Source organism: Bacillus sp. J33 (genome assembly GCF_000518885.1).
Taxonomy (GTDB): Bacteria; Bacillota; Bacilli; order Bacillales; family Cytobacillaceae; genus Cytobacillus.
The window spans coordinates 30,306-54,855 of sequence record NZ_JAEL01000030.1 but is presented as its reverse complement, the minus strand read 5'-3'; the positions used below and the strand labels follow the sequence as shown (position 1 = coordinate 54,855).

The following is a 24,550-nucleotide window of genomic DNA, read 5'->3' as shown; positions in this document are numbered from 1 at the left end:
TTCATCTATTTTAGATGACCGATTCCTTGTATTCTTCGGCATATAACCCTGTAGATATTTATCAACTGTCCTCCGATCCACACCCATATTCCGGGCCAATTTACTCTTATTGATTTTCATCTTTAAACTCTCCATTAATATTTTAAATTTAGGTAAGTCTGCTAAACTCTTAATTTCAATATCTGTATTAACATTGATTTGAATATGCATAATATTCTTTCACCTCAAAAATATTATGCATTAACTCATCAAAGCTGTACATCGTTAAACGATCATTTCTGTACATCCTTAAGTTAGCATTTATAGGGAGAAAGCATAAAAGAAATGGCTGACTCCATGTATATCAGTGAGGTCACCATCAACCAATATATTAAAACAGCCATCAAGAAACTGGGCGCTCAAAACCGGACTCAGGCCATTGCGGAGCTGTTTCGGAGGGGAATGATTTCTTAATAATAAGGCCGCTCTTTTTTAGGAAGGAGCGGCCTTTTTGTAATGATTCATTTCGCTGAAAGATGTGCTTAGATTCTTTAAAGTATATAATCTCCCGGTAACCATAAACAAGCTATTATAGTTCCGTTCTGTAAATTCATCAATAATCCTCAACCCTTTCAGGAATCGATCAACTAAATAATGCGTGTACTTCGGGTCCCATACAAAACGATTAATTCTTTTAAGCTCATCTGCCAGTATATGAAACTTAAAATCCTCGGCAATCAGTTTAATTTGATTCAATTTATCCCTATCCATATAGAAGATATTGTTATCGAGGTTTTTATTGATAAATGAAATAAAATCTTTTATATTCTCAGCCAGCAAAATCGCTTTTTGCATTTCAGCATTCATTTCCAAATCCCCCCCAAACATTCATTTATATGAAAAATGTATGTATTAAAAGGATGATTTAACACCGAGAAGGTCAGTCTCCTGTGATTTTTCCCCTTATTTCTTATCGAAAGGCTCTGTTAAATTTGAATGTTGATTTCCGGCTGCAGGCACTACAGCTTTTCCGCGGTCTCCCTTTGAGGAGGGACTTCCCCATATCGGAAAGTCTTCTCCAATTGATAATATTCTTAACGTTAATAATACCCCTTCTTCTCAGCAACCTGTCTCTCTTCGCGATTAAGCTTCACAAACAGCTATTTTCCAATTCAATTTTGGTACAAAAAACATAAAAAAGGTGACTGTCTTATTAGTAATATCGCATTAGCCCAGACGGGAGATGCACTATAACTCCCAGTATTGAAAACGGTCGAATAATACACATATCTTTGTACAAAATACTTATGTTCAAAAGGAGGTGTTTACGTGCCTAATCAAAATGATAATAAGTTCAAAAAAATTCAGTCTGAAAGTCAAAAGCAAGGAAAATCACAAGAAGAGTATGCTGCGGAACTTGAAATGAACAAAATGAAGAGTCAAAAAAGAAAGTAACCGCACAAATAATGATCCAGGGCAGGAGCTAGATTCCTGCCTTTAATTTCTAACATCAATATCTATAATCCAGCAATTAATCAAAAATGATTATTTGAGTAATCACCTCTACCCTTAGCCAACTTCATCACACAATGGTTTAGCTTCCAATACATTCAAACCTTTTATCTATACACAATAGAGCGGAATCGCTCCAATATATCTTCGATCTTTTTTTAATCACTAAATAAATGCTCCCTACCCAAAGGGAATTATTTTGAAATTGAAATTATTAACTATCACTACACCTTACACCAGCCATATAATATACTTAGACAAACACACATCTAGCCTCATGGACATAATGTAAATAAAAATGCAGGAGGTTTTGATGGTGGAACAGGAAAAAGAACTAAGTCCTAGTATGCAAAAAGCATCATCAAGATTGAATTGGCACTTTTATGAAGTGATTGGTATATTATTAGTCACTGGGTCCTTAGCACTTTTAATATTTTCTCCCAATTCACTCTCAGGCTTGTTTGATACAATGATAAATGAAGTAAAACCAATAGTTGTTGATATCTTTTTAACAAGTGAAGTCGGCATCGCCATAATTGTTAGTGTTATCGTCGGAAGGATCTTGGAACGGCTTGGATTTACCGACGGCTTAATTAGAATTTTTGTACCTGTTATGAAATGGTTCAAGATTAATCCATCTGTTATCATCCCAAGCGTATATAACATTCTCGGGGACATAAATGCTGCCGGGAGAATTGCTGGTCCAATTCTAGTTAATGCGAAAGCAAGCAAGAGCGAGCAAAAAATTGCAGTTGCTACAATGATTCAATCACCACAATCCTTTGCAACCTTTGTATTGGGTTTGATTGCACTATCCGCTTTTGGAATCAACGCTTTCCCAATAGTATTAATATCTATTTTTCTCCCAATCGTTCTTGTGCCTTTTCTATTAAGCAAAACCATTTATCGGGATACTAATAGAGTTGAATTGAAGGACTTGCCCCGTTTCACACCTAATACAAAATTTTTGCAGACTTTATTTTCTTCTGCCAAGGAGGGTACGGAACTTTTATTTTTGATCATTATTCCTGCAGTGGCTGCAGTTTTCTTCTTTATCGGTGCATTAAAGTTCTTTGGGCTTTGGGGCTTAATTGAATCTGGATTAGCTTCCGTTTTAATTCTTTTTAGTATTGAACCGGGAACAGGAATTGTCTCGATACTAGCTGCACCTACTCTGGCAGTTGCACAGCTTGCCGAATTGGGAAGCACAATTGACCCGCATTTAATAGTCGGTTCATTTATATTAGCTAACTCCGGTCTTCCACTATCTGTAATATTTGGTCAGGTACCAGTTACTTGGGCTGATACAACTGATTTAAATGAAAAAGAAGTAATTTGGGCTGCAATTATAGGAATGATTATTCGTATCTTTACTGCATGTCTCTTGGGTTACTTCTTAACTCCTCTTTTGGTGTGATAGATTATGAAATATATAGTTAAAGGAAAAAAGTTAGTAACTGTAAGCAAACTGGGAACAATTGAAAATGGTGCAATGGCAATTGAAAATGGGAAAATCATTAATATTAGTTCTTGGCAGGAGTTAAAGGAACAGTACACCTACGATTTTCCAATTTTTGATTATTCAAGTTATGTTATTACCCCATCCTTAGTGGATTGCCATACACATTTATTAGAATTTGCTCCTACATCACTATATCCTGTTTCCCCCAATACTCATTTTATAGCTGCAAAGGCAATCCTATTTAAAGCTTTGTCATCTGGGATAACAGCACTCGGTGAACAAAATTTGCGGACATCCCCAATGTGATTTTTCCATTGAGGAATATCGAAACACAATCAAAAATTTCCCTATGGATATCTCATTTGCAGCAACTAGCATATCAATAGGATTTGAAAACCTAGCGCATTTCACTTCAATTACTAAATCACAAGCTTTAAATAAGCAAGACCTAATCAATCCTTTAATCATTAAAAAACTTGCAGAAAAAAGTGATTATCCTGGAGAAAATATTTTCATTAATGCTACACCAGCAAATTTTACAGAAAAGCAGGTTCCTAGAGCTGGAGAATTAATATATACAAAAGACGAATTAGAGAAAATTGCAGAAACCTACCACAATCTTGGAAAAAAAATTGGAGCCCATGTTGCTGGTGAACCTGGCATTGAACTGGCGCTTAATGCTGGAATAGACGTATTACATCATGCACATGGAATTACAAAAAAACAGATAGAAAAAGCAGCGAATCAGGAAGTCCACGTCGTTGCAACTCCAATGGGAGGCACTCACCTTTTGCCCAATTTTCCTGAGGAAATACTGAAACTAGTTCAGCATAATATTCCTGTCTCCATATCAACAGATGCTTACCTCCCCCCTCACCCGGAGGCCACTTGGCTTCCATTTAAAGATCATACTTTAAAAGGGCCTGATTCGTTAATGGCAATTGCCCGTCCAAGTATGAAATTATTACAGCAAAATGGATATGAAGAAAATGAAATACTAGCACTTTTAACTGCAAATCCGGCTAGTTTATTAGGAAGAGAAAATCATTTTGGGAAATTGGAATTAGGATATGACGCTAATTTCCTAGTAGCAGAAGGAATTCCTGGATTGGATATTACTAGGCTAGAGAGCGTTAAAAAGGTTTATTTTCGGGGGAAAGAAGTAATTAATCGGATGTACTCCTAAAATTACTTGTTCCATTAAAAAACAGGTCAGCTGATTTTTCGGCTCACCTGTTTTCAGTTTCCTGTGATATAAGCGGATAAATGAGATTAAGAGTTCCATATCTCAACAAAGATAAAAAAACCGCCTGGAATCTCTCCAAGCGGCTTACACCATTCCTAATCCAGCAATCCTTCCTTTTCTAAATACTCCCTTGCTGTTTCTTCGGGACTTGCGCCCTCAACATTCACTTTGTAATTCATTTCGCGCATTTCATCATCGCTGATTTTTGCATCAAGCTTATTTAGGGCTTTCACCAGTTCCGGATGTTTTTTAGCTGTTTCTTCTCTTAACAAGGGTGCACCTTGATATGGAGGAAACAGATTTTTGTCATCCTCCAACACTGTGAGGTTATACCTGGCAATTTCACTATCCGTAGAGTACGCATCCACCAGATTGATTTCGCCTTTTTCGATTGCACCATACCGGAGCTTGGGCTCCATTGTTAAAACCGTAGGAAAATCAAGGCCATAAAGCTTTTGGATCCCTCTGTATCCGTCTTCCCGGTCGGAAAATTCGAGGGTAAAGCCTGCTTTCATATTTTGCTCAACGGCTTTTAGATCTGAAATGCTTTGAAGCCCATACTCACTTGCCAGTTGATCAGGAATTGCCAAAGCATACGTATTGTTATAAGCCATTGGCTGCAGCAGCTCCATGCCAAACTGTTCCTTCATCCCTGTTCGTGCCTGCTCATAAACCTCTCCACGGTCCGTACTCACTGCCGTTTCTTTTAAAAATTCTGCTATGGCTGTACCGGTAAATTCAGGGTAAATATCGATGCTTCCTGACTTTAGAGCATTAAAAACAAATGAAGTCTTCCCTAGGCCCGGCTGTAACTCAACATTTAGATCTGTCTCATTTTCAATGAGCAGTTTATACATATTAATAAGGATTTCTGGTTCCGATCCAAGTTTTGCTCCTATGACGATATCCTCTTTAGATTCATTTGCCATTAATGGTATAGCCATCACCAGCATCATTGCAGCGATGAAGACACCTAAGGCAGTGAGTGACTTTTTAAAGGACATATGCTCAAAACGGCGAAGCAGCATATCAAAAAGAATGGCCAATAACGCGGCAGGAATGGCTCCAAGTATGATTAAGGCTGTATTGTTCCGGTCGATCCCAAGGAGGATAAGCTCCCCTAAACCGCCTGCCCCAATTAGGGCTGCGAGGGTAGCTGTCCCCACAATCAATACCATGGCCGTTCGGATCCCTGCCATAATGATTGGCATGGCCAAAGGGAGTTCCACTTTCATAAGCCGCTTTCGCCTGTTCATTCCCATCGCTCTTGCCGCCTCGATGATCGAAGCATCTACCTCCTTTATGCCCGTGTAAGTATTTCTCAATATAGGCAGAAGTGCATAGACAACTAATGCAATAATGGCCGGCACTTTGCCTATTCCAAATAAGGGAATCAAAAGACCCAGCAAAGCTAAAGAAGGTATGGTCTGCAATACGGCTGTAACCCCGATGATGCCTTCTGCGATTTTTTCTTTTTTTGTCAGGTAGATCCCAAGCGGTATAGCAATCAGCACCGCAAAGAATAAAGCGATGGTTGAAATCTGGATATGCTCAGCGAGTACACTTAAAAGCTGGGTTTTCCTGTCATTAAAAACAGAATGAAAGGTGTTCATTTACTTCACCTCTTTCTGCAAATTGCCTGCGAGCCGGCGAATGATGGCCTGTCTGTTGACCATTCCAATAATTTGTCCATCCTCTTCAACTGCAAGCTTATCAAATTGTGACAGTAAGCTAAGCGTCTCATCTAAGGAAGCTGAGGCAGAAATTATTTGCTCTGCATCTTCCCCTTGTGAAATTGGCAACAGTAAATTATGTAATGTGAATCCTTCACCTATTTGTCTATGCCCTTCCCCTACAAATTCCCGGACGAATTCGTTTTTTGGGTTAAACAGGAGTTCATTTGGCGAGCCAATTTGTACGATTTCTCCATCCTTCATAACGCAAATTCGGTCCCCCAGCTTTAAAGCTTCCTTCATATCATGCGTGACAAAGACAATTGTTTTCTTGATTTTTTGCTGAAGATCTATAAGGTCATCCTGCAGCTTTTCTTTGCTCAAAGGATCCAGTGCACTAAATGGCTCGTCCATTAAAATGATTGGCGGATTGGCTGCCAGTGCCCGTGTTACGCCAACCCTCTGCTGCTGTCCTCCAGAGAGTTCATGCGGCTTGCGGTTTCGATAAATTTCCGGTTCCAGCCCTACCATTTCCAATAACTCATCGATCCGTTTCTGAATTTTATCCTGCTCCCATTTTTTCAGTTCCGGAACAATCGCAATATTTTCAGCAATTGTCATATGCGGAAACAGGGCAATCTGCTGCAGGACATAGCCAATATCCCAGCGTAATTCATGAATATCATAATCGCTAATCCTCTTGCCATTGATCGAGATCGTTCCATCTGACAGAGGAATCAGTCTATTAATCATTTTTAGCACAGTAGTTTTTCCAGACCCGCTTGGTCCGATAATAACAAAAAACTCCCCTTCCTCTATATGTAAATTGATCGAATCAACAGCATAAATCCCATCAGGATACTGTTTTGACACATTGGCAAACTGAATCATTGCTCCACCCCTCTATAATAATCACTTCTAGTTCATTCCCTAAAAGCTTTTCTGAAAAAACATGTCCCTTTGATACTATTTTTTACTGTAAAACGTGTAACTATCATACAAAGAGATAGGTTGTTTTTCCACTAATTAAGGCTGACCAATATGCTTTTTGTATCTTTTATAAAGGCTCTTTTCTAAAAAAATTGTTGTTTTTTAATAGGTCCGGTGAATAAATAGCTGTTGATAAATAAGGTTTGTTGATTGGAGCGTAAGGTGCGAGACTCCTGCGGGAGGAGTGGGACAGGTGAGACCACACAGGTGCTGCGCGCCGAGGAGGCTCACCGTCCGCCCCGCGGAAAGGGAGCATCCGGAGCGGAAATCAGCCTTCCTCACTACATGTTAAAGAGCAGCATAGTTTGCGAAAACAGCATTATAAATAGCTTCCATGAAAAAAGACAGTCTCTTTCATGTAGAGACTGCCTTTAAATACATCATTTTTAGGTCAGAGACCCATTTAAATTTTTAAAAAGCCCAGGGAAGTCTTTTAAAATCGTTTCACGAATATCACCTATGGCAAGCCGATGAACAGGATAGGCTTTAATTTTTTGAAGGGTAGAATTTGCATTGCCTTTAAAGATCTTAATCGACTTCTCAACCATTTTTTCCTGCTGAAATAAATGGTTATTCTTTTTGGCAAAAATCTTGTTTTCTGTTTGCTCATAAATAATGTAATAGTCTTCAATGATTTCACCACGGAACATTTCCATTGTTTCAACTACTTCATATACTTTCATCCAGATCAATCTCCTTTATTAAAATGACCCAAACTCAGAGTGAAGAAAGCAAGTAACTTTATTCCCCTTGGCAAAATCAGCAGCACAAGCTATTTATTTTGGATACTATGATTTATTTATATTGAACATGCCTTTATCGAAAAAAATCCGCCTATCGGCTTAATATAGGACTTTTTATCCGGGCAGCTCCTGTTTCCTGGGCAGCCTTAACAACGGCATCTCTTACCGCAGGGACCACCCTGCTGTCCAATGGACCTGGGATGACGTAATCCGGGGACAGGTCGGTACTGTCAATGAGAGAGGCAATGGCTTCAACAGCTGCCATCTTCATTTCTTCATTAATTTCTGTCGCCCTGACATCCAAAGCACCTCGGAAAATTCCAGGGAATGCCAGTACATTATTCACCTGGTTTGGCATATCAGAACGGCCTGTTCCAACAACTTTGGCGCCTGCCGCTTTTGCTTCCTCCGGCATAATCTCCGGTACCGGATTGGCCATGGCAAAGATGATCGAATCCCGATTCATCGCTTGGACCATTTCCTTCGATAATGCTCCTGCAGAGGAAACCCCAATAAATACATCTGCACCTGCAATGACCTCTCCAAGAGGCCCTTGCCGCTTTAATTGATTTGTAATTTTGGCTACGGACTCTTTGACTGGATTCATTCTTTCCTGCCGGCCTTCGTAAATCGCTCCCTTTGTATCACACATGATGATATCCTTAACGCCCATATTCAATAATAGTTTTATAATCGCAATTCCAGCTGCACCCGCTCCATTTACCACTACTTTGATTTCAGTGATTTTTTTATTTACCAGCTTTAACGCGTTTATTAACCCAGCAGCCGTCACTATGGCAGTTCCGTGCTGATCATCATGAAAAACAGGGATATTTATCTCTTCCTTTAATCGTTCCTCAATGTAAAAGCAATTGGGTGCTGCAATATCTTCTAAGTTAATGCCTCCAAATGAGGGCTGCAGCAGTTTAACCGTTTTAATAATTTCATCCGGGTCCTTCGTATCAAGGCAAATAGGAACCGCATCTATGCCTGCGAAAGCTTTAAATAGGGCCGCCTTCCCTTCCATGACAGGCATGGAGGCTTCCGGGCCAATATCCCCCAGACCCAGGACGGAAGTGCCGTCAGAGACAACCGCAATTAAATTGCCTTTTATCGTATAATCATAGACCTTTTCCGGCTTTTCATGAATATGCCGGCAAGGCTCTGCTACACCAGGGGAATAAGCTAAGCTTAAATCTTTCATGCTGTTCAGCGGCATTTTCACATCGACTGATAACTTTCCTTTATATTTCTCATGAAGCAATAACGACTCTTTTTGCAAATTCATCTTAACCATCTCCCCTTTTCGAATTGAATTTTTAAAATTTTCAGTATTGTTTTGTTGTAGATTATTATATAATGAGAGTTATCCATAAATGAAATACATATAATCTATAACCATTATTCCTTTTGGCTATAAACAATTTTTAAGGGGGATTGAATCAAGTTGGACATTCGTCATTTAGAGTATTTTGCTGAAGTGGCCCAGCACTTAAGTTTTACAAAAGCATCGCAAACCCTGCATGTTACGCAGCCTTCCATCAGCAAAGCTATTAAAAATCTTGAAGGCGAACTGGGAGTACCTCTATTTTACCGTTCCTCAAAACAGCTGGAATTAACGGATGCAGGAAAAGCGGTATTAATCAACGCCAAAAAAGTATTAGAAGCATTTAAGAATTTGACAGGGGAATTAACGGATATTATGGAGTTAAAAAGCGGAGAGATCAGGATTGGGATACCGCCGATAGTGGGGGCTGCTTTTTTTTCAAAGCTTATCAGCCAGTATAAAGAGAAATATCCGCTTGTAAAGATTACGTTAACAGAAGTAGGCACGAAAAAAATAAAGAAAGGTGTTGAAGACGGATCATTAGATATTGGCTTAATTTGCACTGTGCCGGCTCAAGGGGCCAGCTTTGAAATCATCAATGTATTAAAGGATCCTTTATTGCTTATAATCCACCGTGAACATCCGCTGGCCTCACAAAAAGAAGTTCACTTTTCGCATTTAGCGAACGAGCCTTTTATTCTATATCGGAAAGACTTTACTCTCTATGACCTTATTATTGAGGAATGCTCTAAAAATGGTTTTCAGCCTAACATCGTTTGCGAAAGCTCCCAAAAGGATTTCCTGCTGGGAATGGTTGAAGGAAAGCTAGGAGTCGCATTATTGCCCAGCAAAATATGCAGAAATATTAATAACGAAGCATTAAAGGTTCTGCCTATCACTGAATCTGAGGTGAATTTGGAGCTCGGGATGATTTGGAAGAAGGATAAGTATTTGTCTTTTGCAGTTAGGGAGTTTATTTCGGTAGCAGAGGAGTATTTGGGTGATGCACGTATGTAGTTTGAACGAATAAAAAAAGCTGGCCAAATACCAGCTTTTAATTCATTTACTAACCTATATTTATAATAGGATTACTGTGCCTTTATAGGCACAACTTTACCATCCTCAATGGCTCCCAAAATTAATTCACCATCGAAACCGCCGCTCTCATCAATCGTCTCGATGTTATATACCCTCTTGTCTTCTGGTACGTTATCCAAACCGTCCTGCATATGAGACATGATTTTCTCAGGATCATCCACTGAACCTGCAGCTTTCATTGCTTCAACAAACGCATAAGTGGCAAAATAGTTCAACCCAGCTTCGGAGCCAGGGTCTTCATTATATTTCTCATTATAGTTCTTCACAAACTCCGGAATTGCGGGTCTATCCGAATTAACTAATGGCATTACCCCTATTGCGCCGTTCAGGACATCGTATGTGCCTGTCACTTTCTTCATCTCATCAAACTTCGCCTGGTCCATGACAATGAAACCGCCCTTGAAACCCAGCTCTCTTGCCTGTTTAGCTACTTTTGCGGTTGGTTCGGAAGGTCCGCCAATGAATAAAACATCAGGTTTTTCTTTTAGCGCATTTGTGATTATTGTGAAGAAATCCGTTTCTTTTGAAAAATCTATCGAAGAATTGTAGACCACTTTACCGCCTTGTTTCTCCCAAAATGGTTTTAGTTCTTCAGTCCAGTCTTTTCCGTATTGTGTTGCAGTTGGAAGAAAGGCAATCTTTTTTCCGAATTTTTCCATAGAATATTTCGTGAAAGGTTCAATATAACCATCATAGCGAGGCGGGATTCGGACTGTTAGTTTATTTCCAGTTTCCGTGATCTGCGGTTCACTGGAATAAGCGCCAATAATGAAATTGTCCTGCTGGTTAAATACTTGTAGAGCAGCAATCCCCCCGCTATGGGGTGTGAAAATTATTGGAGTCTTATTTTCCTGCATCAGCCTCTTTGCATTGGCGCCAGCTTCGTTTGGTAAATATTTATCATCTAATGATACAATATTGATTTTATACTTCTTTCCATTAATTTGAAATCCGCCGGTATTGTTTATTTCTTCGGCTGCCATTTTTACTCCATTAAGAGTTCGCTCACCATAAAAAGCTGCTGGGCCGCTTAAGGGGCCAGTATATCCTATATTAACTGTTTCCTGATCGCCTGAACCAGCGTTTCCTTGCCCCCCTTCTTCTGTTGTCTGCTGAGAGGAACTGCAGGCAGAAAGGATTACGATTAAGGCAAATATCACACTTATAAAGAACCATTTTTTTTTCATATTCAACGTTTCCCCCTTAATTTTAATTATTTTCGAATATTCCGACTTTTTTTATAGCATATCTATCACCACCTCTTAACCACCTTTGGGTTACGCACCAATATAGGCTTTTCTTACTTCATCATTTGACAATAACTCTTTCGAAGTGCCTTCAAGGACGACTGAACCGTTTTCAAACACATAACCTTTATCTGCGATTTTCAAAGCAGCATTTGCATTTTGCTCTGCCAGGAGAATGGTAGTACCCTCTCGGTTAATTTTCTGAATTACTTCAAACATTTGTTCAACAATCAATGGAGCAAGCCCAATAGATGGTTCATCCAGCAGCATCAGCTTTGGCTTTGCCATCAGTGCCCTTCCAATTGCCAGCATTTGCTGCTGTCCGCCGCTTAAAGAGCCTGCCATGTCATCCTGCTTTTCTCTTAATATTGGAAATAACTCAAACACATACTCCATCGAATCTTTAATCTTTTTCCTGTGACTCCTTTGAACAAATGCACCCATTTTTAAGTTTTCGAATACAGTCATCATAGGAAATAGCTTTCTTCCCTCGGGACATTGGACAATTCCTGATTGGACTCTTCTTTCCGGAGAACTTTTGGATATAGAGTCTCCTTCGAAAAGAATACTGCCTGAAGAAGCTTTGTTAAGGCCGCTGATTGTTCTGAACGTCGTACTTTTCCCAGCCCCGTTTGCGCCTAGCATGACCACGATCTGTCCATCTGAAACAGTAATGTTCACATTCTGGACTGCCGTGAAGCTGCCATATTTTACTGAAACATCTATTAGTTCAAGCACTTGCGCTCCCTCCCAGGTATGCCTTTATGACTGTAGGATTATTCCTTATTTCCTCAGGAGTTCCCTCCGCAATCTTTTCACCATAGTTTAAAACCGTGATTTTATCCGCCAGTTTCATGATCATCTGCATTTTGTGCTCAATAAGACAAACAGTTATGCTGTTTTGGACCATTTTTCCCATCAATTCCGCCAACCCTTCGGTTTCTTCCGGGTTTACACCAGCTGCAGGCTCATCAAGAAATACAATTTCAGGATCTGTTGCCAGTGCAAGTGCAAACGCAGTGCGCTTTTTCTCCTCCTGTGTCAAACTGCCAACAAGCTTATCTGCCACTTTTTTCAATCCAGTAAATTCGATCACTTCGAACGCTTTCTCACGGCATTGGTCTTCTTCGCGCTTCAGCCTTCGAGTCCTGAAAATCGCATCGAACAAATTTGATTTCGTCCTTAGCCGGTGTCCGACAATTACATTATCAAGAACAGTTGATTGTTCAAATAGATTGGTAGTCTGAAAGGTTCTGGCAATGCCCAATTCAGCGATTTTATTAGAAGGCAGCGCAGTAATATCCTGCCCTTTGAAAAACACTTTTCCTGAACTTGGAGAATGAAAGCCGCTCATTAAATTAAAAAAGGTAGATTTACCAGCACCATTGGGTCCGATGATCGCATTAATCTTTCCTTTTTCAATTGAAAAATCAACATGATTGACAGCTGTCAAGCCTCCAAATCTCTTTGTTAATTTTATTGTTTCCAGGAACATCCTTACCCCTCCTTTACTTGATTTTCAGATGCTATTTCACTCCTGGCAAAGCGGTCTTCCTTCTTGGTATCCTTAAGGGCAAGCTGTTTCGTTTTTTCTGACCGCTTATGTTTCCAGCTCGTAATGGCTCCAACGATTCCCCGTGGATAAAAAATGACGAGCAGGGTAAGAACCGGGCCAAAAATCAGCATTCTGTAATCCTGCAAAAATTGCAGCTGCTGCGAAACCCATACCACTAAAACAGTTCCGACTATCGGTCCTGAAAGTGTTCCAATCCCGCCAATCAGCAAATATGTCAGCAAGTCAAAAGTAATAACAATATGGCCAATATCAGGGCCAATAAAGCGGATGAAAGATGCATAAAGAGCACCTGATAACCCTGCAAAAAAAGTTGAAATCACAAAGGCAGCAAGTTTATTTTTCATCGTCGAGATTCCAATGGTCCTGGCAAGCTCTTCACTATTTCGTATTGCTATATACGTTCTTCCGGTCAGAGAATGGATGATCCGGTACATAACCAGTACGGCCAAAAGCAAAATAGATAAGACCAGGTAATATTGCGACAGGGGCGTCTGAAATGAAAGAGGCCCGATGTTTCCTGGTGCAGGTATCCCAATCAGTCCCCGGACCCCTTCGGTTAAACTGTCCCATTTATCAATCACCAAATAAATGATATAGCCGACACACAAGGTATAAATGGCAAAAAAATGTTCCTTGGTCCTTAACGCAATAAGGCCAACCAAAAATCCTATAACACTAGTAATCACAAGTGCCAGTATAAAGGCTGCCCAAAAGTTCAGGTGCGCTTTAACAGTCAGCAGACCGAGCGAATATGCACCAATCGCGAAAAAGCCTGCATGCGCCAATGATAGATAACCCGTATAGCCAGCCAATAAATTTAATCCATACACACCAATCATCCAGATAAATGAAAGCGTCATTACATGAATCAGGTATTCATTTTGAATGAGCAGAGGAAAGGCAATAGCAAGTAACATTAGTGCCAAAATGATATATTGCCGTTTTAATATTTTCATCATCAATGTCCCCCCTTTGCAAAAAGGCCTGTAGGCTTAATTGATAGGATAATGACCAGGAGGATGAATGCTATGATATCTTTGTAATCATTGGAAATATAGGTTGCCCCGAGGCTTTCGCTAAATCCCAAAATATACCCTCCTACAATCGCTCCGGGTATGCTTCCCATTCCGCCAAGAATAATGATGACGAAAGCTTTCAGAATGACCAGCTGGCCCATTCCTGGAAAGACTAGATTTATTGGTGCGGCCAGAGAGCTTGCGATGGCAGCCAGTCCCCCTGAGATCAGGAACGTAAGGATGGCCACACGGCTCGTATTAATTCCAACCAGATTAGCTCCATCCCGATCCTGGGACATCGCAATGATGGTTGCTCCGGTAAAGGTTTTTTTCAGGAACAAATAAAGAAGAAGCATGACAACAATAGCTGAGATAATAATTAAAAGCCTTTGCATTGTAAATGTCAGCCCGAAAAACTGGACGACCTGACCGTATGGAGATGGCATCGTGTGATAATCAGCCCCCCAGACATATTGTGCTAAAGCTTCCAAAAATAGCAGTATCCCTATGGCAGCAATTTTGTCATGAATTGGCGGAGCATTTCTTAACGGATGAAAAACGAGCCTTTCCATGAGCACACCGATTAGACCAACTAGCACAACAGATACAAGGATGGCCAGCCAATAATGAAGGCCGTAATTCACCATCATCGTCAAAGTAATATAGCCCCCCATCATATACAAAGCGCCATGGGCAAAGTTTGGAATATGAAGGATGCCATATACTAGTGTCAGCCCTAAGGCAACAAGCGAGTAAACACTTCCGATTGTAAGCCCATTGAACAGCTGCTGAATCAAAATCTCCATCATTCTCCTCCTTTATCGTTTAATAGATTTACTTCACCTGCTTTTTCCCATTCTTCTACCTGTAATTTCCGCCATAGAATCCTAATCATCCAGCCTCCTTTTATGTAAACGCTGTCAATTATGAGTACTTAAACTGAGATAATCCGTTTTTTTCCTTTCAGCATTGGGATCACTGTGAATACACTTTCCTGAGAAACGAACTCTATTTCCCTTTCAAATCCACTTCTCAAAAGCATTTGACCAACACGGGAAGCTTTTAACAGATCAGCACCAATACGTTCGTTTGATTGATAAAACCTACAGGCAGCTAGAGCAGAGTCCGTTAAATCGATTTCCCCATGATATTGTTTCAAAAGGGAGTTAATGAAACAGCCAGCCCCAAAGAAGTCTTCCAAATTAAATTCATTCGATGAGCCCGAGCAAACCAAGATGATTGTTCCTTCCTTGTATTCTTTTAAAATATGATTTACAACAGCCCTGGAATTAAGCAGAGATGCAGCATAGACACTGCTCGCTTCGGAGGAATTCTTGAGGGCTACTGTACCGTTTGTTGTCGATAGAATGATTGTTTTTCCTACGATCTTTTCTTTTAATGCAAAAGGATTTGGGGAAAGGAAGCCATCAATTGTTTTCCCTTGGTATTCGCCAACCAGAACAAAACTTCCCTCTTCCATCCCCTTGGCTTCTTCCTTTGCAGCAGTTCTATCCAGAACCGGGATGACCTCTTTCGCACCGAATTCTAGAGCAGTGACAATAGTTGAGGTTGCCAGCAAAACATCAAAGACAACGGCAATTTTATTGTCGCTCATTTTTTCCCTGTCGATGTCTTCCTTCTTTAACAGGAGGTGAATCTTAATCATTATTCAGCACCCCAATCCGTTTTTTATTTCTTTTCAGCAGTATAAAGCGAATATTGAATCAGGCTGCGAACAAAATGATCAAGGCTTGAAAACCGTTCATCCTTTGTCTGTCCCTTTTTCCATCTGTAATATATTTGCTGGCAAATGACTGCAAGCTTAAAATAAGCAAACGTTAGATAAAAATTCATATTTGTCAAATCTCTGCCGCTTTTTTGGGCATAGCTCTCCATAAACTCTTCTCTGGTCATGAATCCAGAAGTGGCTGTAATTGGAGGCCTTCCCATGCCCTTTTTCAAAAGCTCTGAATCATCAGGCTCAATCCAATAGCTCATCGCTACTCCCAAATCGGCAAGCGGATCCCCTACGGTAGTCATTTCCCAGTCAAACAGTCCTACCATTTGCTTTAAATGCTTATCAAACATTGAATTATTTAACTTGTAATCATAATGAATTATAGCTGGTTCTTCTGATTCAGCGACATGGGTGATCATCCATCTCTTCAGTTTCTCCACACCCTCAATGTCGTCCGTTTCAGCCTTTTCATACCGCTGAATCCAGCCACTGACCTGCCTTTTCATGAACCCTTCCGGCCTGGTTATCTCTGTTAACCCTGTTTTTGTGTAGTCGATACTATGAAGAGCCACGAGATGATCGACCATCGTTTCTGATAAGTTTCTGCAGATTTCTTTTGTCGGGACAACCCCTTCAGGGAAATCGGTATCTAAAACGATTCCTTTTTTTCTTTCCATTATAAAAAATGGGGTCCCCATTACACTTTTATCTGCAAATAAAAAAGGCTTAGGAGCTGCCTGGAAATGCGGGCTGATTTCTTCAAGTATCCGGTATTCTCTTCCCATGTCATGAGCTCTAGGGGCAACCGGGCCTAAAGGCGGACGTCTTAAAACCGCTTCCCAATTACCTATTTTCAGCAAATAGGTTAAATTTGACTTTCCAAAACTAAATTGTTCAACAGTTAGTGGTTCTTCAGGAAGGTTGGGTAAATGCTCTCTCATAAATGTCTCAATTGCTGCAGCATCCAATTCTTCCCCTTTTCTGATAGGAATCGTATCAGAAGCCATGAAGCCCAGCCTCCTTTTTCATAATATTTTTTATGGCCATCCTGCAAAGGGGAGACCTGCTGTTTTAGCGTGTATATCTACCCATTTGTAATTATTCTCGCTCAATAATGGTTGCAATTCCCTGTCCGCCGCCGATACAAGCAGTAATTAATGCATATCTCCCGCCTCTTCTTTCGAGCTCATACACTGCTTTTGTGATCAGAATGGCTCCTGTTGCTCCTAATGGATGCCCGTGAGCGATGGCACCGCCATTTACATTTACTTTTTCCAAATTCATGTTAAGTTCACGGTTACAGGCAATAACCTGAGCAGCAAATGCCTCATTAATTTCAATGAGATCGATGTCATCAAGTGTAAGCCCTGATTTCTCAAGTACTTTTTTCACTGCTGGGACTGGACCAATTCCCATAATGTTCGGATCAACCCCGGCCAGAGCTTGCTCTCTTATAACAGCCAAAGGCTTTACGCCTAGTTCAGCCGCTTTCTCCCTTGATGTGACCACAAGCACAGAAGCAGCATCATTCAAGCCCGAACTGCTGCCTGCGGTTACGGTACCATCCTGTAAAAATGCCGGCTGCAGCCTGGATAAAGCTTCAAGAGTTGTTTGCGGCCGAGGATGTTCATCTTTTTTAAATATGAGTGCTTCCCCTTTTTTAGCCGGAATGGTGATCGGGACAATTTGTTCATCAAAACGCCCGGCTTCCATGGCAGAAGCCATTTTTCTCTGGCTTAAAAGAGAGAATTCATCCTGCTCCTCCCGACTGATTGAATATTTTTCAGCGAGATTTTCCGCAGTGATTCCCATTGGAGGATCCCCTATTTCTTTCGGGGAAAGCTGTGATTTCCTGAACCTTGGCGGGACAGGACTATAAGGCTTTTCGGGGCGATCCAGCAAATATGGCGCTCTGCTCATACTTTCTATGCCTCCCGCAATGTAGATATCTCCTTCGCCAGCGCGAATTGCCTGTGCTGCCAGGTTCACTGCATTGATTCCGGAACCGCACTGACGATCGATTGTCATCCCCGGCAATTCAATGGAAAGGCCAGCTTGCAAGGCTGTCAGCCTAGCGATATTCCCGCCTCCGCTAATGACATTTCCCATGATGACATCATCAATTGCTTCAGGCGCGATATTTGCCCGTCTTACAGCTTCTTTCAGCACTTCGGCTCCAAAAACATGAGCTGGAACAGAAGCGAGCGCTCCCCCCTGTTTCCCAATTGCCGTCCTGACTGCCGACAAAATGACTGCGTCTCTGTTCATATCAATTGGCCCCCTCTTTCCGGTTTGCTTTATAGCACATGTGTTCCGCCATCCACGACGATAACGTCACCTGTAATATAATCTGATGCAGGAGCAGCCAAAAATACAGCTACACCTTTAAGATCAGTATCCGATCCAAATTTCCTTAATGGAGTACCTTCCAGGATTCCATTACCCCCTTGCTCCAGCAATACTTTTGACATTTTTGTCGGGAAAAAACCCGGCGCAATCGCGTTCACATAAATGCCGCGAGGCCCCCACTTTGCTGCCAGGTCCTTTGTAAATGTGATGACTGCGCCTTTACTGGAGTTGTATCCAATTGCATTCATATATTTTGGATTAGACCCTTTTAATCCGGCTACCGAGGCAATGTTGATAATTTTCCCAGATCCTTGCTCCAGCATCACCTTGCCTGCGGTCTGTGACATTAAAAAGGTTCCAGTTACATTCACATTAATGACCTTTTGCCAGGCTTCTAGCGGCATCTCTTCTGCTGGCGCCCCCCATGAGGCCCCACTGTTGTTGACAAGAATATCGATGCTTCCGAATTTTTCCTTAGTCTGATTGACTACGTTCTTCACATCTTGAGGATTCGTGATATCACATTTTAAAGCCATTGAATTTACGCCATGCTCCTTCAGCTTTTGGCTTACCTCTTCACATGCCGCAAGCTTTCTGGAACAAACGACGACATTCGCTCCTGCTTCAGCAAAGCCTATTGCGATTTGTTCACCTAGACCCCTGCCTCCTCCAGTTACAATAGCCGTCTTTCCTGCCAAGGAAAATAAGTCTTTAACATGCATGGATCAGGCCCTCCTACATATATTTTTTCAATTCATATCTTGCAATCGCCCGCTTGTGAACCTCATCCGGCCCATCTGCCAATCTCAATGTCCTGATATTTGCCCAGGCGGCCGCTAAAGTATAATCTTCACTAACCCCTGCTGCCCCAAATGCCTGGATAGCCCGGTCAATGATTTTTAACGCCATATTTGGTGCAACCACTTTTATCATTGCTATTTCAGCTTTTGCCTCTTTATTGCCGACTGTATCCATCATGAAAGCCGCCTTGAGTGTTAGCAGCCTGGCCTGTTCAATGTCAATTCTCGCTTCAGCAATCCATTCCTGGATTACGCCCTGTTCAGCAAGCTTTTTTCCAAAGGCACTTCTTTCCTGAACACGCTTACATAATTCTTCTAAAGCTCTTTCTGCAGCTCCGATCGTTCTCATGCAATGATGGATCCTCCCTGGTCCTAAACGCCCCTGGGCAATTGCAAATCCCTTGCCTTCTCCCAAAAGCATGTTTTCTGCAGGCACACGCACATTCTTATATTCAATCTCTGCATGGCCATGGGGTGCGTGGTCATACCCGAACACTGGCAAGATCCTTTTAATCGTCACTCCCGGGGTATTCAGCGGCACCAATATCATGGATTGCTGTTCATGCTTCGGTGCAGAAGGATCATTTTTACCCATGACAATGGCAATTTTGCAGCGTGGATCCCCTGCACCTGAAGACCACCATTTTGTTCCGTTTATGACATATTCGTCTCCATCCCGGACGATGCTTGACTGGATATTCGTTGCATCTGATGAAGCCACATCCGGTTCAGTCATCGAAAAACAGGAACGAATCTCTCCCCTGAGGAGCGGCTGCAGCCACTGCTGCTTTTGTTCCTCAGTCCCATACCGGACTAAAACCTCCATATTGCCTGTATCGGGAGCAGCACAATTGAAGACCTCAGGAGCAATACTAGATCTCCCCATAATTTCACAAAGAGGTGCGTATTCAAGATTCGACAGCCCGATGCCGTATTCGCTATCTGGCAAAAACAGGTTCCAAAGCCCCTTTTCTTTCGCTTTATCTTTTAGCTCTTCCATGATTGGAGGAACCTTTGAAAACCGATCGCTTTCTCCGATCTGCTCTTTATAGACGGTCTCATTTGGGTAGATAAACTCATCCATAAATTCTGTCAGTCTTGTTTCCAATTCCTTAACCTTATCGGAATGAATGAAATTCACATGTACCACCTCATTATTAAGAGTGCGCATACTGACTAGTTGGTATTTGCTCATTTGCAGAGTTTTTATCCTATTTAACTCTTAATTCTGATTTTAGAGTTTACTAATATTCCTTTTGTTCGTTTACTAGTTTTAACAGCCGCTGAAGTATATCTTTGTAAGTATTAGGCTAAGAACCCTCTTGGAGTATAGCATTAGACCCAGCAGCTGCTTATCGTATGAGTTTCAATGGAACAGAATTCTTTAATGGAGATACCTCTGAAAGAATACCTCTCCCTTTATCACTTCGGTTCCATTTTGGTTGACAGCCCTTACAATAAAACGCGAGATGTTCCCCTTTTTCTCTTTCAGCGCTGCTTTAAGCGTGATCACATCATTCAGGAAAACCATCCCTTTAAATCGGATTGTGTAATCCTGAATAAATCCCTCATTATAATAAGAACTAAATAGCTTTGCCAGATTCCCCATAGTCCACATTCCGTGAGCAATAATACCAGGCAGGCCAGCTTTTGCTGCTTCACTGTCAATTGTATGGATTGGGTTATAGTCGCCTGAAGCCCCTGCATATTTAATCAAAGTCAGCCGGTCGACCGGTTCAAGCTGGATTTCCTCTAATTCGTCGCCTAACTGAAGCTCTTCCATTGCTATCATCCAATCAGCACCTTTCTTACCGCTTCTGTGATTATTACGGTCTGAGTTGAGCTAAAAACAACTTTCCCCATCTCGTCTTCCCCAAAGCTTTCGAGTACAAGAAAACCCATCTCCCCATGAGTTCCCTTCTTTTCAAAGTAATTTTTCACCACTGAATAACAGCTGACTTCTTCGCCAACCAGCAGCGGCCTTTCATAATGATAGGTTTGTTCCCCATGTATAAGGCCTTTGTTTGGCAGATTCAGTCCTTCTATCGTTCCGTAATCGAAAACCCTCGGAAAGGTTGGAGGGGCAATATTCCGCTTATACCTCGAATTCCTGCCCGTTTCCTCGTCAACAAAAATCGGATGGGGATCACCGATTGCTTCTGCAAATTTCTTGACGGCACCCCGCTCAACAGTGTTTTTAACTTTTTTGGATCGCTTTCCAATATGCTGCTGGAACAATTGATCTTCACCTCACTTTAATGATTAATTTTTGGGTCCGCCTGCAACATAAATAACTTGGCCGTTGACAAAGGATGATTTCTCATCTGCAAAAAATGCCACCGCATTGGCAATATCAGCAGGTTTTCCGCTTCTGCCGACAGGGATTTTTGCAACACTGGCATTAATCAGATCCTCAAAAGATATACCAATCCTTTTAGCTGTTTCCTTTGTCATTTCTGTTTCAATAAAACCGGGAGCAACCGAGTTTGCGGTGATTCCATACTTACCAAGTTCAATTGCCAGTGTTTTAGTGAACCCCTGCAGCCCTGCCTTAGCTGCCGCATAATTTACCTGTCCGCGATTGCCAAGAGCTGAAGTGGAAGAAATATTTATGATCCGTCCGTATTTATTTTCTACCATGTATTTCTGAGCAGCCCGTGCTGCATTGAACGACCCTTTTAGGTGTACATCCATGACGGTCTGCCAATCAGAATCCGTCATTTTAAAAAGAAGATTATCACGGATTACACCGGCATTATTGACCAGGATATCCACTGAACCAAAGGTGTCATAAACTTCTTTGAATGCCTGGTTAACCTGGTCGGGATCTGTCACATCCGCAACTTTTGAATATACATCGTATCCTTTTTCCTGTAACTCTTTTGCTGTTTCACCAAGAGCTTCCTCATTCAAATCTATAAAGGCGACTTTAGCTCCTTCTTCCGCAAAGAGCTGAACGATCCCTTTCCCTATTCCACGGCTGCCTCCAGTGATAAAAGCTACTCTTCCTTCAAATCTGCCTGCCATTTTTATTCCTCCCTCTCTTATATTCGATCCAGCTTTTGATTACAGATTTTTGAATTATACGTATTGGCCAAGTTTCACATGGCCTTTTATCAAATTTCTTGCAATGATCATACGCTGGATTTCATCAGTGCCATCATAGATTCTCCACAATCTTGCTTCACGGTACCATCTTTCAATCGGCAATTCCCTTGTATAGCCCATCCCCCCGTGGATTTGCATGACACGGTCTACGACACGGTTACCCATATTTGCTCCATATAGTTTCGCCATTGACGCCATATGACGGTTATCTTCACCTGCATCAAGAGTAAACGCAGCATTCAGAACAAGCCATCTTGCAGCTTCAATCTCCACTGCAGAGTCAGCAATCTGCCATTGTATGGCTTGTCTTTCAGCAATCGGTTTTCCAAATGTCACACGTTCCTTCGCATAATCGATGGCCATTTGAAGCAATCTTTCTGCAGCACCGATTGCCCTTGCACCAACAACCCACCTTGCAAAACCGATCCATTCCAGCCCCAAATTATATCCCCCATTTACTTCACCTAAAATATTTTCCTCTGGGACTCTGACATTATCAAAAACGAGACTGGCGGGACCCCATTCACCCATCGTATGTATATACTCGGATTTCCAGCCCATATCACGGTCGACGATAAAGCAGGTAACGCCATCACGCCCTGTTGCCTGATGTTTTTCTTTATCAGTAATGGCAATGACCATAACAAAATCTGCTTCATTTCCTCCTGTAATGAAAGTTTTCTCGCCATTTAAAATCCACTCATTGCCTTCCTTTACTGCAGTCATTTTGATATTGCGGGTATCTGAACCTGCTCCAGGTTCAGTCATGGCAAAGCACGATTTTTTTTCGCCTTCAATTGTTGGAATTAAATATTTTTGTTTCTGCTCTTCATTTGCATAGTAGAGGATATTATCAGCAGATCCGCCGAATTGAAAAGGGACAAAGGTTTTGGAAACCTCCATTAGCACGATTGCCATCATCATCTGCCCCAAATCCGCTCCTCCATATTGCTCTGGTGTATTGATTCCCCAGAAGCCGGCCTCCTTTGCCTTTAATTGCAATTCTTTTAATTTACCTGGCGGAAGACTGGGTTTTCCTTCTCTTTCATTCCTCAAGACATCATTTTCAAGCGGGATTAATTCTTTCTCAACAAACTTGCGAATCGTTTTCTGTACCATCTTTTGTTCTTCAGTCAGGCGTAATTGCATTCCTATCACTCCTATCAAATCTTTTAAATTAAGATGATTTGCTATTAATCTATATGAATGAATTTCAGAATACATACCTACCGGTTGGTATGTATTCATATTCTATGTTGAAATTTCAGAAAAATCAAGTTATTTTCCTTGCACTTTAACTGAAGGCCGTTTATAAATTGTTGTTTTACCCGTTGGGTGAATCTTAGTTAGCCACCCAAAAAGCAACAGCGGGAAAATATGGAGCCACTGGAATATCTCCCGGTTATAATCAGCTGATTAAATGGATATGGATTTCCTGACTTTAAACCTATTTTATATGCATAGGAGCTACCTTTAGGCCAACAGCTTGAATCAGCTCCGCCGGCATTGGAAAAGAGGCAGCCGCAGGGTCTTTTGCTACTGCATCTGCTGCTCGCTGCAGATCTTCTTCAGTAAGACCGTACGCTGAAAAATTACTCGGAAGACCGGTCCTTTGCTGAAGCAAACGCAGCTTTTCTATGACTTTTGCTAACATTCCCTCAAGATCCTCATTTTTATTTGTTCTGACCCGCAAAGCCTCGGCTAGTTCTTTTATCTTGGGAAGGTACAGGCTGGGCATCATTTCCATAACCACAGGCAGGAAAACTGCATTTGCAAGCCCATGGGGAATCCGAAATAGACCTCCATAAGCATGAGCAAAATTATGAACAGGAATGGCGTTTAAGGCACAGCTAAATGCGCTAATGCCCATTAAACTGGCATAAAGCATTTCCATTCTTGCATCAACATTTTCTCCGTTTGATACTACAACGGGAAGATTTTGTTCAATCAGCCTAATTGCCTGAAGGGCATGCGCATCAGTCAAAGCTGTGGCATTCGATGAAGCCAGAGCCTCAATTGCATGTGTCAGTGCATCAAATCCGGTAAAAGCTGTTATTGCAGCCGGCAATCCTACAGTCAGATCTGGATCCAAAACCGCTATATCGGCACTAATGAAAGGGTTGATTATATTGCCTTTCATTTTAGTTTCTTCATTATAAATAACCGCAATTGGGGAAACTTCCGCCCCAGTGCCAGCTGTTGTAGGAATCGCAATATGCGGAATCGGGATATGGTTTGCATCAGGTAATTGTTCAAATAAAATGCCTTTAGGAATCACAGTCTTTATGTCTGATAATCCTTTGTGCAATGTGTATTTTACCCCTTTTACAGTATCCAGGACGCTTCCGCCTCCGACGGCCAGCAGCGCATCTGCGCCAACATTTCTTGCATATGCTGCTGCGTTGTTTACCGAACTGCTCTCTGCATCCTGCGCAATATCCAGATAGATTCCTGCTAGTTCAGGTCCGGTTCCAGGTGGTGCATTTTCAAAAATTCGTACTATTTTTTCCACTATATCTGCTTTCTCAAGACCTCTGTCACTAAATAGAACTACCCTTTTCGCCCCTAAACCCCGGAATAAATCAGGAATAAGGGCCCGTGAATTTGAACCGCTGTAAATAACAGTACGCAGCATAAACTGAGATATTGTATTCGCTTTCATTCCATTCACCCCTAAATTTCTATA

26 protein-coding genes and 1 pseudogene are annotated in these 24,550 nt (G+C 41.5%); 6 read left to right on the top strand and 21 right to left on the bottom strand.

Annotation, left to right across the window (positions count from 1 at the left end):
• Positions 1-210: pseudogene (locus tag L634_RS34290) on the bottom strand (IS21 family transposase); the annotation flags it as partial.
• Positions 211-315: 105 nt separating this feature from the next.
• Here L634_RS34290 and L634_RS32640 point away from each other — a divergent pair.
• The gene (locus L634_RS32640; RefSeq protein ID WP_442852697.1) at positions 316-453 is read left to right on the top strand and encodes a LuxR C-terminal-related transcriptional regulator; all 138 of its coding nucleotides are present in this window, start codon (positions 316-318) and stop codon (positions 451-453) included.
• Between the two features lie 18 nt (positions 454-471).
• On the opposite strand, the gene L634_RS0111140 is transcribed toward L634_RS32640, so the two are convergent.
• A complete protein-coding gene (locus L634_RS0111140; protein ID WP_026582521.1) occupies positions 472-846 on the bottom strand; it encodes a hypothetical protein in 375 nt (124 codons plus the stop codon).
• A 462-nt stretch (positions 847-1,308) separates the two neighbouring features.
• Here L634_RS0111140 and L634_RS34645 point away from each other — a divergent pair, with 462 nt between their 5' ends.
• The 4 genes from L634_RS34645 to L634_RS0111120 all read left to right on the top strand — a co-directional run bounded on the left by L634_RS34645 (position 1,309) and on the right by L634_RS0111120 (position 4,139).
• Complete coding sequence (locus L634_RS34645) at positions 1,309-1,434, top strand: hypothetical protein (RefSeq protein WP_269521543.1); 126 nt, start codon at positions 1,309-1,311, stop codon at positions 1,432-1,434.
• A gap of 370 nt (positions 1,435-1,804) precedes the next feature.
• The gene (locus tag L634_RS0111130) at positions 1,805-2,908 is read left to right on the top strand and encodes a hypothetical protein (RefSeq protein WP_034262527.1); all 1,104 of its coding nucleotides are present in this window, start codon (positions 1,805-1,807) and stop codon (positions 2,906-2,908) included.
• A gap of 6 nt (positions 2,909-2,914) precedes the next feature.
• A complete protein-coding gene (locus L634_RS0111125) occupies positions 2,915-3,259 on the top strand; it encodes an amidohydrolase family protein (RefSeq protein ID WP_026582519.1) in 345 nt (114 codons plus the stop codon).
• On the top strand, positions 3,228-4,139 hold the full coding sequence (locus L634_RS0111120; protein WP_157452388.1) for an amidohydrolase family protein: 912 nt from the start codon (positions 3,228-3,230) through the stop codon (positions 4,137-4,139). The genes L634_RS0111125 and L634_RS0111120 overlap by 32 nt, the downstream gene beginning before the upstream one ends.
• A 155-nt stretch (positions 4,140-4,294) precedes the next feature.
• On the opposite strand, the gene opuFB is transcribed toward L634_RS0111120, so the two are convergent.
• The 4 genes from opuFB to L634_RS31015 form a co-directional block, all read right to left on the bottom strand.
• A complete protein-coding gene (gene opuFB / locus L634_RS0111115) occupies positions 4,295-5,812 on the bottom strand; it encodes an osmoprotectant update ABC transporter permease/substrate-binding subunit OpuFB (protein WP_026582517.1) in 1,518 nt (505 codons plus the stop codon).
• Positions 5,813-6,763: an ABC transporter ATP-binding protein gene (locus L634_RS0111110; RefSeq protein ID WP_026582516.1), complete on the bottom strand. Its 951-nt coding sequence runs from the start codon at positions 6,761-6,763 to the stop codon at positions 5,813-5,815.
• 485 nt (positions 6,764-7,248) lie between these two features.
• Positions 7,249-7,545 (bottom strand): hypothetical protein, encoded by a 297-nt coding sequence (locus L634_RS0111105; RefSeq protein ID WP_026582515.1) that lies wholly within the window; start codon positions 7,543-7,545, stop codon positions 7,249-7,251.
• A 151-nt stretch (positions 7,546-7,696) separates the two neighbouring features.
• Positions 7,697-8,893 (bottom strand): NAD(P)-dependent malic enzyme, encoded by a 1,197-nt coding sequence (locus L634_RS31015; RefSeq protein ID WP_034262524.1) that lies wholly within the window; start codon positions 8,891-8,893, stop codon positions 7,697-7,699.
• Positions 8,894-9,052: 159 nt separating this feature from the next.
• On the opposite strand from L634_RS31015, the gene L634_RS0111095 reads away from it, so the two are divergent.
• Positions 9,053-9,949, top strand: coding sequence for a LysR family transcriptional regulator (locus L634_RS0111095; protein ID WP_026582514.1), 897 nt, complete (start codon positions 9,053-9,055; stop codon positions 9,947-9,949).
• Positions 9,950-10,020: 71 nt separating this feature from the next.
• Here the strand turns inward: L634_RS0111095 and L634_RS0111090 are convergent, their stop codons facing one another.
• From L634_RS0111090 to L634_RS0111015, 15 genes are all read right to left on the bottom strand, one after another.
• Positions 10,021-11,217 carry an ABC transporter substrate-binding protein gene (locus L634_RS0111090; RefSeq protein ID WP_026582513.1) on the bottom strand — a complete coding sequence of 399 codons (1,197 nt, stop codon included), beginning with the start codon at positions 11,215-11,217 and terminating at the stop codon, positions 10,021-10,023.
• A gap of 90 nt (positions 11,218-11,307) precedes the next feature.
• Positions 11,308-12,015 carry an ABC transporter ATP-binding protein gene (locus L634_RS0111085; RefSeq protein WP_026582512.1) on the bottom strand — a complete coding sequence of 236 codons (708 nt, stop codon included), beginning with the start codon at positions 12,013-12,015 and terminating at the stop codon, positions 11,308-11,310.
• Positions 12,008-12,772 (bottom strand): ABC transporter ATP-binding protein, encoded by a 765-nt coding sequence (locus L634_RS0111080; RefSeq protein WP_026582511.1) that lies wholly within the window; start codon positions 12,770-12,772, stop codon positions 12,008-12,010. Before L634_RS0111080 ends, L634_RS0111085 begins: the two co-directional genes overlap by 8 nt.
• 2 nt (positions 12,773-12,774) lie before the next feature.
• Entirely contained in the window at positions 12,775-13,812 is a 1,038-nt protein-coding gene (locus tag L634_RS0111075; protein WP_026582510.1) for a branched-chain amino acid ABC transporter permease, read from the bottom strand.
• On the bottom strand, positions 13,812-14,675 hold the full coding sequence (locus L634_RS0111070) for a branched-chain amino acid ABC transporter permease (RefSeq protein WP_026582509.1): 864 nt from the start codon (positions 14,673-14,675) through the stop codon (positions 13,812-13,814). Before L634_RS0111070 ends, L634_RS0111075 begins: the two co-directional genes overlap by 1 nt.
• Positions 14,676-14,803: 128 nt before the next feature.
• Positions 14,804-15,535, bottom strand: coding sequence for a 2-phosphosulfolactate phosphatase (locus L634_RS31010; RefSeq protein ID WP_034262521.1), 732 nt, complete (start codon positions 15,533-15,535; stop codon positions 14,804-14,806).
• Between the two features lie 23 nt (positions 15,536-15,558).
• On the bottom strand, positions 15,559-16,614 hold the full coding sequence (locus tag L634_RS0111055) for a phosphotransferase family protein (RefSeq protein WP_026582508.1): 1,056 nt from the start codon (positions 16,612-16,614) through the stop codon (positions 15,559-15,561).
• A 91-nt stretch (positions 16,615-16,705) separates the two neighbouring features.
• Complete coding sequence (locus tag L634_RS0111050) at positions 16,706-17,875, bottom strand: thiolase family protein (protein ID WP_026582507.1); 1,170 nt, start codon at positions 17,873-17,875, stop codon at positions 16,706-16,708.
• Between the two features lie 29 nt (positions 17,876-17,904).
• Positions 17,905-18,678, bottom strand: a complete 774-nt coding sequence (locus L634_RS0111045) for an SDR family oxidoreductase (RefSeq protein ID WP_026582506.1) — start codon at positions 18,676-18,678, stop codon at positions 17,905-17,907.
• A 13-nt stretch (positions 18,679-18,691) separates the two neighbouring features.
• On the bottom strand, positions 18,692-19,897 hold the full coding sequence (locus L634_RS0111040; RefSeq protein WP_026582505.1) for an acyl-CoA dehydrogenase: 1,206 nt from the start codon (positions 19,895-19,897) through the stop codon (positions 18,692-18,694).
• 243 nt (positions 19,898-20,140) lie between these two features.
• Positions 20,141-20,548 (bottom strand): MaoC/PaaZ C-terminal domain-containing protein, encoded by a 408-nt coding sequence (locus L634_RS0111035; protein WP_026582504.1) that lies wholly within the window; start codon positions 20,546-20,548, stop codon positions 20,141-20,143.
• Positions 20,545-20,994, bottom strand: coding sequence for a MaoC family dehydratase N-terminal domain-containing protein (locus L634_RS0111030; RefSeq protein WP_026582503.1), 450 nt, complete (start codon positions 20,992-20,994; stop codon positions 20,545-20,547). The genes L634_RS0111035 and L634_RS0111030 overlap by 4 nt, the downstream gene beginning before the upstream one ends.
• A gap of 24 nt (positions 20,995-21,018) precedes the next feature.
• Positions 21,019-21,783 carry a 3-oxoacyl-ACP reductase FabG gene (fabG, locus tag L634_RS0111025; RefSeq protein WP_026582502.1) on the bottom strand — a complete coding sequence of 255 codons (765 nt, stop codon included), beginning with the start codon at positions 21,781-21,783 and terminating at the stop codon, positions 21,019-21,021.
• A gap of 54 nt (positions 21,784-21,837) precedes the next feature.
• Complete coding sequence (locus L634_RS0111020) at positions 21,838-23,013, bottom strand: acyl-CoA dehydrogenase family protein (protein WP_026582501.1); 1,176 nt, start codon at positions 23,011-23,013, stop codon at positions 21,838-21,840.
• Between the two features lie 298 nt (positions 23,014-23,311).
• A complete protein-coding gene (locus tag L634_RS0111015) occupies positions 23,312-24,526 on the bottom strand; it encodes an iron-containing alcohol dehydrogenase (RefSeq protein ID WP_026582500.1) in 1,215 nt (404 codons plus the stop codon).
• Positions 24,527-24,550 lie beyond the last annotated feature (24 nt).

Bases quoted from the DNA above. Each gene is read 5' to 3' on its own strand.
- L634_RS0111140 (WP_026582521.1), bottom strand. From the start codon at position 846: ATGAATGCTGAAATGCAAAAAGCGATTTTGCTGGCTGAGAATATAAAA.
- L634_RS0111130 (WP_034262527.1), top strand. From the start codon at position 1,805: ATGGTGGAACAGGAAAAAGAACTAAGTCCTAGTATGCAAAAAGCATCA.
- L634_RS0111125 (WP_026582519.1), top strand. From the start codon at position 2,915: ATGAAATATATAGTTAAAGGAAAAAAGTTAGTAACTGTAAGCAAACTG.
- opuFB (WP_026582517.1), bottom strand. From the start codon at position 5,812: ATGAACACCTTTCATTCTGTTTTTAATGACAGGAAAACCCAGCTTTTA.
- L634_RS0111110 (WP_026582516.1), bottom strand. From the start codon at position 6,763: ATGATTCAGTTTGCCAATGTGTCAAAACAGTATCCTGATGGGATTTAT.
- L634_RS0111105 (WP_026582515.1), bottom strand. From the start codon at position 7,545: ATGAAAGTATATGAAGTAGTTGAAACAATGGAAATGTTCCGTGGTGAA.
- L634_RS31015 (WP_034262524.1), bottom strand. From the start codon at position 8,893: ATGAATTTGCAAAAAGAGTCGTTATTGCTTCATGAGAAATATAAAGGA.
- L634_RS0111090 (WP_026582513.1), bottom strand. From the start codon at position 11,217: ATGAAAAAAAAATGGTTCTTTATAAGTGTGATATTTGCCTTAATCGTA.
- L634_RS0111080 (WP_026582511.1), bottom strand. From the start codon at position 12,772: ATGTTCCTGGAAACAATAAAATTAACAAAGAGATTTGGAGGCTTGACA.
- L634_RS0111075 (WP_026582510.1), bottom strand. From the start codon at position 13,812: ATGATGAAAATATTAAAACGGCAATATATCATTTTGGCACTAATGTTA.
- L634_RS0111070 (WP_026582509.1), bottom strand. From the start codon at position 14,675: ATGGAGATTTTGATTCAGCAGCTGTTCAATGGGCTTACAATCGGAAGT.
- L634_RS31010 (WP_034262521.1), bottom strand. From the start codon at position 15,535: ATGATTAAGATTCACCTCCTGTTAAAGAAGGAAGACATCGACAGGGAA.
- L634_RS0111055 (WP_026582508.1), bottom strand. From the start codon at position 16,614: ATGGCTTCTGATACGATTCCTATCAGAAAAGGGGAAGAATTGGATGCT.
- L634_RS0111050 (WP_026582507.1), bottom strand. From the start codon at position 17,875: ATGAACAGAGACGCAGTCATTTTGTCGGCAGTCAGGACGGCAATTGGG.
- L634_RS0111045 (WP_026582506.1), bottom strand. From the start codon at position 18,678: ATGCATGTTAAAGACTTATTTTCCTTGGCAGGAAAGACGGCTATTGTA.
- L634_RS0111035 (WP_026582504.1), bottom strand. From the start codon at position 20,548: ATGATAGCAATGGAAGAGCTTCAGTTAGGCGACGAATTAGAGGAAATC.
- fabG (WP_026582502.1), bottom strand. From the start codon at position 21,783: ATGGCAGGCAGATTTGAAGGAAGAGTAGCTTTTATCACTGGAGGCAGC.
- L634_RS0111020 (WP_026582501.1), bottom strand. From the start codon at position 23,013: ATGCAATTACGCCTGACTGAAGAACAAAAGATGGTACAGAAAACGATT.
- L634_RS0111015 (WP_026582500.1), bottom strand. From the start codon at position 24,526: ATGAAAGCGAATACAATATCTCAGTTTATGCTGCGTACTGTTATTTAC.